This is a genomic window from Enterococcus ureilyticus (assembly GCF_001730315.1).
In the GTDB taxonomy this organism is placed as follows: Bacteria; Bacillota; Bacilli; order Lactobacillales; family Enterococcaceae; genus Enterococcus_L; species Enterococcus_L ureilyticus.
The window spans coordinates 119109-127853 of sequence record NZ_MIKC01000005.1; the positions used below are offsets into that span (position 1 = coordinate 119109).

At 37.5% G+C, this 8745-nt stretch carries 7 protein-coding genes; 6 read left to right on the forward strand and 1 reads right to left on the reverse strand.

What is annotated here, in order from left to right:
- Positions 1-20: 20 nt before the first annotated feature.
- Complete coding sequence (locus tag BCR24_RS04370; protein ID WP_069639345.1) at positions 21-1697, reverse strand: peptide ABC transporter substrate-binding protein; 1677 nt, start codon at positions 1695-1697, stop codon at positions 21-23.
- A gap of 419 nt (positions 1698-2116) precedes the next feature.
- On the opposite strand from BCR24_RS04370, the gene BCR24_RS04375 reads away from it, so the two are divergent.
- The 6 genes from BCR24_RS04375 (at position 2117) to fni (ending at position 8628) form a co-directional block, all read left to right on the forward strand.
- Entirely contained in the window at positions 2117-3175 is a 1059-nt protein-coding gene (locus tag BCR24_RS04375) for an FUSC family protein (RefSeq protein ID WP_069639346.1), read from the forward strand.
- Between the two features lie 38 nt (positions 3176-3213).
- Complete coding sequence (locus BCR24_RS04380) at positions 3214-3846, forward strand: pentapeptide repeat-containing protein (RefSeq protein ID WP_069639347.1); 633 nt, start codon at positions 3214-3216, stop codon at positions 3844-3846.
- Between the two features lie 715 nt (positions 3847-4561).
- Positions 4562-5506: a mevalonate kinase gene (gene mvk, locus BCR24_RS04385; protein ID WP_069639348.1), complete on the forward strand. Its 945-nt coding sequence runs from the start codon at positions 4562-4564 to the stop codon at positions 5504-5506.
- Positions 5506-6504, forward strand: coding sequence for a diphosphomevalonate decarboxylase (gene mvaD, locus BCR24_RS04390; RefSeq protein WP_069639349.1), 999 nt, complete (start codon positions 5506-5508; stop codon positions 6502-6504). The genes mvk and mvaD overlap by 1 nt, the downstream gene beginning before the upstream one ends.
- Positions 6501-7598, forward strand: coding sequence for a phosphomevalonate kinase (locus BCR24_RS04395; RefSeq protein WP_069639350.1), 1098 nt, complete (start codon positions 6501-6503; stop codon positions 7596-7598). The genes mvaD and BCR24_RS04395 overlap by 4 nt, the downstream gene beginning before the upstream one ends.
- Positions 7582-8628, forward strand: a complete 1047-nt coding sequence (gene fni / locus BCR24_RS04400) for a type 2 isopentenyl-diphosphate Delta-isomerase (RefSeq protein ID WP_069639351.1) — start codon at positions 7582-7584, stop codon at positions 8626-8628. Before BCR24_RS04395 ends, fni begins: the two co-directional genes overlap by 17 nt.
- The last annotated feature ends 117 nt before the right edge of the window (positions 8629-8745 follow it).

Consider the following 8745-nt stretch of genomic DNA (forward strand, 5'->3'; position numbering starts at 1 on the left):
CTATAGAAAACTATTTCAGACTATTCTGAAATGTAAGTCCATTTGTAATCGTATTGCGCGCCTGCTGGATGGAAACCAACATCTTTTACTTTTTCAGCGCGTAAGTGAGCTTCTGCTTTTTGATAAAGCGGAATCACACCCATGTCACCCATAATAATTTTCTCTGCATCAACTAAATTGTCCCAACGTTTTTCAGGATCATTAGCATTGGTTGTTGAAGCAGCTTTTAATGCTTTATCATATTCAGTATTGCTATAGTGACCACGGTTATAAGGAACTCCTGTTTGGAATAAATCTAAGAAGCTACTTGGATCGACATAGTCTGCTCCCCAGCCACCGATAACAGCTTTGAAATCCCCTTTGTTAGAACGATCTAAACGAACAGAGAATGGAACTGGGCTTACAGTTACTTTTGTTCCATCTAATGTTTCTTGAATTGCACCTTGAATATATTCTACTGTTTTCTTAGAAGAGTCTGCATCTGAAGATAAGATATCAATATCTAACGTTTTAATACCCAGCTCTTTCTTAGCTTTTTCCCAATGCTCTTTTGCTTTTTCTTTATCGTAAGAGATCTTGTCTTCAGCAGCTTCTGTGAAGTCTTCTTTGCCATCTGGCGATTTAGACATATCTGCTGGAACTAGGCCTTTAGGTTCTACTGAACCGTCTCCTAAGATTTGTTCAACTAATGATTTACGGTCGATTGAATAAGAAATGGCTTTTCTTAGGTTTTCATTTCTATATGGTGAATCTTCATCAATTTGATTTAATTCCATATATTGTGTAGAAGCTTCTTTTTGAATCACAAGTTGTGGATCATTCGCTGCTTGCTGCGCTAATTCACCAGTCAATTGAACGTCATCTGCTTGTCCATCTTGGAATAAGTTATATGAAGTCGGTGCTTCTTTTACAACATTGACTTGTACTTCATCTAATTTAACTGTGTCAGCATCCCAATAATCTTTGTTTTTCTTGTATGACCATTTTGTATCGGTACCTGGTCCATCGAACCCGTCTAATACAAACGGTCCGTTATAAACTGAATTTTCGCTTGTTGTAGCGTATTCTTTACCATATTTTTCAACAACATCTTTTCTTTGTGGGAAGAATGATGGGAATGCTAATAGATAATCAAAGTATGGCGTTGCTTTTTCTAGAGTGATTTCTAATTCATAATCACCTGTTGCTTTGATTCCTAATTCAGCTTTGTCTTTTTTACCTGCTGCAATATCTGCACCATTTTTTACAGACTCGTAAAGGTAGGCATATTCTGAAGCTGTCGCAGGATCAACCGTGCGTTGCCATCCATAAACATAATCTTCTGCTTTTACGGGTTTGCCGTCTGACCATTTAGATTTTTCGTTTAATTTGATTTTGTACGTAATACCATCTTCACTGACTTCAGCTTTTTCGCTAGCCCCTGCAGGTTCTGGTTTATTATCTAAATTCAAACGATAGATTCCTTCATATACATTGTTTAAAGCAGTAAAGCTGATAACGTCTGTCGCTACTGATAAATCAGCACTTGGCATTTCTTGTAATTCATTGACACGGAAAATCTGTTCTCCGCTAGGCTTTCCATCAGCTGTTTTAGAGCTACCTGAATCGTCTGTCTTTGCACCACCGTTACCACACGCTGCTAGTGTTAAACTAAATAAAGTGATGAATCCAAAAGCAAATGACTTCTTTAACTTCATTCTTTTTTCCTCCCTAAAAGACCCTGAGTATTTTCTGAAAAATCAGAATTTAATAATTATTTATTGTACTGAGGTATAGTTTACAATTTTTAAATTAAAAAATCAAGAATAATCTTATTTTTTTTTAATACTCACATCATTAAATTATATCTTCATTAGAAGTTATTTCTTAGAAATGGTAAAAAGTTGAACTGTTCGCTTAGCCCTGAAGGGAAAATAGGAAAATATAAGGATGAGATTTTTGCTGCAAGCAAGTTCTCTCTTTTTCCAAAAGGCTAGCCCATAAAGCCAGATTAGATAAAAAGCGATTGTTTTCTTCTAAATAAGTATGTTAGATTAGTATATGGAAGAAACAATATGTTGTCATGACGTTATCGCTCGTCATCTTATGTTTCATCACAACAATAAGGAGTGATTTGATGCATCATTCATCTTTTTTCAAAGAGTTAACAACCTTTCATAAACCACAAAAAGCACCTTTTCGCTTGATTGGTGCAGGAGTTTGTATGGCGGTACCATTATTTATTGGTTATTTTTCAAATAATTTATTGATTGGCAGTTTTGGTTCTCTAGGTATCTTTACCTTTCTTTATTATCAAACTCTTCCATTAAGAGAATTGCTGATTCGCTTAAGTTCGATTGGCGCTTTTTTACTTTTCGGAAATCTGGTTGGGATGTTAAGTACTCATATTCCTTGGATCATACCGATCGTTATTGCATTGGTTGCCTTTTGTGCTCGTATTATTTTCAGATTATACAGAATCGCTAAGCCGGGGGCTTTTTTTATTGTCATGGTAACTGCAATGGGGAGTGGAACTAAAATCCCTCTAGAAAGTGTTCCCACCATGATGAGCTATGTTTTGTTGGGCGTTATAACATCCCTTGTTGTGGCAGTCGTTTTATTTTTTATTGAAAGGGAATCTGTGGAACCACAAAAGAAAATCTCTTTACAAGAGCGACTTTATACAGATCCTTCCGCATTACTCGATGCTTTGCATTATGCCGCAATTCTATTTTTAGCGACCTATATCAGTCAATCATTGCATTTGACTAATGCTTATTGGATGATTGTTTCTTGTGCCGCTGTTTTACAAGGGGATAATCTACGTGCTGTTATGCATCGCAATATTCAACGGATCTTAGGTACGATGATCGGCTTATTGATTGCCGCTTTTTTATTGAGCATCTCTTTTACTTCTTTAGAAACTATTTTGCTGATTTGCTTTTTCTTTTTGACTGTGGAATATTTTATTAAACGAAATTATGCAATTGCAAATTTTTTTACAACGCCAATGTCCTTACTATTGGCCAATCTCGCCCGTCATCAATATTTAATCAGTCTCTTGAATTACCGCTTGATCGGTATTGTTTTAGGTAGTCTTTTGGGCCTTTTAGGTGCGTTTGTATTGACGACTAGTTTGAAATTTTACAATCGTGCTTACCAATTAAACGAAAATTTAGATAAGGAAACAGAATAAATCACCACCGCTATTACAATTTTTTGGAGGTTTTATTTATGAAAATCAAAAAGCCGATTACACCCGTGTTACCCAAACTCACTAAAACAGATTTTATTTCTATCGATGATGAGGTCATTATTGAAGGTCTCTCCTTAAAAGACCAAGATCTTAGTTATCAGGATATCCGCAATTTAGTCTTTCGAGAATCTCGCTTTGAAAAAGTAACGATGAACCGCAATCACTTAGAACGTTTTGAGTGTAGTAATGTGATTTTTGATCATTGTGACCTTTCGAATACAGAATGGATTGGTGCTAGTTTTCACCAGGTTCATTTTCGTCAATGTAAATTAACTGGAACAAATTTTGCTGAGAGTTACCTAAGAGATTGCCTTTTTGAAGACTGCCTTGCCGATTACACCTCGTTCAGTGCTACAAATCAAAAAGTCGTTGAATTTAAAAAAACTAGCTTGAATAATACAGAATTTGTTGAAGTGATGTATAATAACCTGCTACTTGATCAGTGTTCTGTCACAGGTAGCAACTGGTTCCATACAAAATTAGCTGCTCTTGATTTAACAACATGTACTTTTGAAAGAATTGCCTTTTCACAAGAATTACTTAAAGGGCTAAAGGTGACTCAAGAACAAGCAATCACTATTGCTGCAGGCTTAGGGTTGATTATTGAATAATAAAAACGACAAAATCGAGTAGGATTTTGTCGTTTTTTGCTCTTTTTTAAGCTTTCTTGGGGTTAGAAACTAATCATTCAGGCCTACAACACTGGCATTGGCAACAGCCATTTGGTATTCTTTCATACTAAATAAGACTAAGTCATAAGCTTAATTCTTATACTCGATTTTGTCTAGGAGGTATCGTTCCTAAAGAATCGTTGATTGCTTCAACAAATCCCACAGATTTCAGCTAACTCCGTTGTCCGATCTTTATACCTAGTTTATTGTTGTGTTCTTTTTAAATAAACCGCACCTAATAAAATAATAACTGGATTTCTAATTAAAATTATTTAGGATTTTTTTTATTTACTTATTAATTTTTTTCTTAAGAAGAATCCAATGATTTTATTTCATGTGCTTTTTTGGTAAACTAGGATAGGTCAAGAATGATTCTCCGCTTTTAGAAAAGTAAATGAATGAACGATGCTCGTCAGATAACAGCATCGATCGTAAAAAACTCATAAAGCAATACTTGGATTGTTTATCGACTTTAATTTATTGTGAACTTATATGGAAGCCGACTTGATTACTATTTTGGGGATTTTGCTGGTAGGAAGCGTTTGTGGTACTCTTAATAAGTTGAGCATGAATTACGGTGTGCAATGCATGATTCTTATGAGGAACCTTAGATGTCTACGCATCTGATATTTAACTAAAAGGACTGTTTATTAAAATGAATAAAGAAAAAATTGGTCATGGCCAAGCTTCTGGAAAAATTATATTGATGGGGGAACATTCTGTGGTTTACGGTGAGCCTGCAATTGCTTTTCCATTTCAAGAGACCTATATCTCAACAAAAGTTGAACCTGACTCTACTATGATCTTAGAGTGTCATTACTTTTCAGGAGAGCTTTCGCAAGTTCCTTCACAATTAAAAAGTGTATCAGAGGTCATCGATCAAACACTGATTGCTCTTCACCATGAAGAGGCAACCTTAAAAATTACCATTACTAGTACGATTCCTGCTGAACGAGGCATGGGTTCAAGTGCGGCTGTTGCCGTTTCAATCGTTCGAGCTTTGTTTGATTATTTTGATATTCCTTGTACGTCTGAATCTCTGCTTCCATTAGTAAATCGTGCAGAAAAAATAGCTCACGGTAATCCTAGCGGTATAGATGCGGCAGCAACAACTGGTGATGAACCTTTATTTTTTATAAAAAGTCATCCATTAGAATCATTCCCCATGAATGTTTCCAATGCTTTTTTGATCGTTGCAGATACAGGTATCAAGGGCCAAACAAGAGCTGCGGTCAGAGATGTGGCGCACCTTTTTGAATTAGATAAAAAACGAATTTCACAACATATTACAACATTAGGCCACTTGACTAAAAGCGCAAAACACGCTATTTTAGCAGATGAAGTTGATACGTTAGGCAATGTCATGAACCAAGCTCAGGAACATCTTAGCGCACTGACTGTCAGCAATGAACAGTTGGACCACTTGGTCAGCACTGCTCGTGCAAACGGGGCCTTAGGGGCAAAACTAACAGGTGGCGGCCGCGGTGGTTGTATGATCGCTTTAGCTGGTTCAAAAAAACAAGCAGAAAATATAGCAGTAGCGTTAGAATCAGCTGGTGCTGTAGCTACTTGGATTCAATCATTAGGAGTGAAAAATTAATGTACACTGGGAAAGCACGAGCCTATACAAATATTGCTTTGATCAAATATTGGGGAAAAAAAGATGAACACTTGATAATACCGATGAACAGCAGTCTTTCTTTAACGTTAGATGCTTTTTATACAGAAACTAGTGTACAATTCGATGAAAATTTGACCGAAGATCTTTTTGTCTTAGATGGACAAAAACAAGACACGAAACAAACTACAAAGATTTCTAAATTTTTAGACCTTGTTCGAAAAGAGCAAAATCTAGCCTTATTTGCTAAAGTAGATAGTCAAAACTATGTCCCGACTGCAGCTGGTCTTGCTTCTTCTGCTAGTGGTTTAGCAGCTTTAGCTGGTGCTTGCAATGAAGCGTTAGACTTGCAATTAACTGAAATTGAATTATCCCGTTTAGCTAGACGCGGTTCAGGATCAGCTTGCCGGAGTATTTTTGGTGGATTTGCTGAATGGCAAAAAGGCGACTCTGATCAAACTTCCTTTGCCCAAGGGATCCCATCTGATCACTGGGAAGATGAATTAGCGATGTTATTTGTTTTAGTGGATGATGGTGTAAAAGATGTTTCTAGTCGTGACGGTATGAAACGAACCGTTGAAAGCTCGAGTTTTTATTCAGGTTGGTTGGAAACAGTCGAAGCCGATTTAGCGACAGCCAAACAAGCCATTGCAGAAAAAGATTTTAATAAGTTAGGGGAAGTCACTGAAGCAAATGGCTTACGTATGCATGGAACGACTTTAGCTGCTGTACCGCCATTTACATACTGGTCACCTGAAAGTCTCAAGGTCATGCAATTAGTCCGGAGCGCACGCCAACAAGGGTTGCCGTGTTACTTCACAATGGATGCTGGACCAAACGTCAAAATCTTAGTTGAGAAGAAAAATCTGAGTACTTTAAAAAATCATTTAGCTACTCATTTTTCTAAAAAACAATTGATTGAAGCTTACGCAGGACCTAAGATTGCCCTGATTCCTTTAGAAAGGTCGGAAAAGTTATGATAGAAGTTTCTACACCAGGTAAATTGTTTATTGCTGGTGAATATGCCGTTGTTGAACCAGGACATCCGGCAATCATTGTTGCAGTAGACCAATTTGTGACAGTCACTGTCGAAACAGCAAAAGATGTCGGCAGTATCCAATCTGCCCAATATAGCACACTACCTGTGCGTTGGACTAGAAGAAATAACGAACTTGTCCTTGATATTCGAGAAAATCCGTTTCATTATGTTCTTGCTGCAATTCGCTTAACTGAAAAATATGCGCATGAACAACAAAAAGAGCTTTCTTTTTACCACTTAAAAGTCACCAGTGAGTTAGATAGTTCAAACGGACGAAAATACGGATTAGGTTCCAGCGGTGCCGTTACTGTAGCAACAGTGAAAGCTTTAGCACTCTTCTATGACTTGCAATTAAAAGAAGAAGAGATTTTTAAACTTTCGGCTCTAGCTCATTTAGCTGTTCAAGGAAACGGCTCCTGCGGCGATATTGCGGCAAGCTGTTATGGTGGTTGGATCGCTTTTTCAACCTTTGATCACCGTTGGGTCAATGAACAATCTCAGACACAAACATTAACGACCTTGCTTCAGGCAACTTGGCCAAAATTAATGATCAAACCTTTGGTCGTTCCTAAGAAACTACGCTTATTGATCGGTTGGACTGGCAGCCCTGCTTCAACGTCAGATTTGGTGGATCAAGTCCATCAATCAAAAGATGTAAAAGAGAACGCTTATCAGGAATTTCTTGATGAAAGTAAAACCTGTGTTGAGACAATGATAGCAGGCTTCGATCAAGAAAATATTTCCTTGATCCAAACCCAAATACGAAAAAACCGTAAATTACTCCAACAATTGACCTCCATCACTGGTGTTACGATTGAAACGCCTGCGCTAAAAAAACTATGTAACTTAGCACAAACATACGGTGGCGCAGCAAAATCGTCTGGTGCAGGTGGTGGTGATTGCGGAATCGTCCTATTCAAACAAAAATCAGGAATTCTACCTTTAATGAGCTCTTGGGAAAAAGAAGGAATCACGCCTTTACCATTACACGTCTATTTTTACGGAAAGCAGGAAAAAAATGAACCGAAAAGATGAACACATCTCTTTAGCTAAAGCCTTTCATAAAGAAAAGACCAATGACTTTGATCAAATCCGTTTTGTGCATCATTCATTTTCTGAAATTGCAATGGATGAAGTCGATATTTCAACTTCTTTTCTTGATTTTTCCTTTAAGCAACCTTTTTACATCAATGCTATGACCGGCGGTAGTAAACGAGCGAAAGAAATCAATCAGGAATTAGGTATCATCGCTAGAGAAACTGGAATAATGACTGCAACAGGATCAGTTAATGCCGCTTTGAAGAATCCTGATTTAGCAGATACTTACCAAATCATGCGTAAGGAAAATCCTAATGGTGTGATTTGGGCGAATATTGGCGCAGGCCTCTCTTTAGAAGATGCGAAAAGGGCAGTCGACTTGTTTCAAGCGGATGGGCTGCAAATTCATGTGAATACTCCTCAAGAACTCGTAATGCCTGAAGGAGATCGTGATTTCCATGGCTGGTTGGATACTATTGAAGATATCGTTGCTCACTTGTCTGTTCCAGTGCTCGTTAAAGAAGTTGGGTTCGGTATGAGCAGTGAAACAATCGAACAATTAATCTGCCGAGGTGTTAAATTGGTAGATATCAGTGGACAGGGCGGCACTAGTTTTACCCAAATCGAAAATGCTCGTCGGAAAAAAAGAGAATTAGGTTTCTTAACGGACTGGGGGCAATCAACGGTTCTCTCCTTATTAGAATCTACGGACTGGCAAAAAGAACTAACTATTTTAGCTTCTGGCGGTATCCGTCAATCTATGGATATTATCAAAGCCCTGAGTTTAGGTGCTGCAAGTGTTGGCGTTGCTGGCACTATTTTAAACTATTTGATGACAAATAGCGTTGATGAAACAATCGAACTGATCCAACAATGGGAAGATGAACTTAAAATGATGTATACCTTACTTGGTAAAAAGACAACTGCTGATCTTGCAACAACTGATATTATTTTTTCTGGCGAAATCATTCACTGGTGTGAAAGTCGTGGCATTGCTTATCAGCCTTTTGCTAAGAGAAGTAAATAAACAAAGAAGATTGAGCTTAAATGATGTGCGCCCTAAAAGTTGTACGTAGATTAACCTGTCATTCGACTGGTATGAATTCGGTATTGAACCGGACTCATACCAGTCAATTTTGCTTTT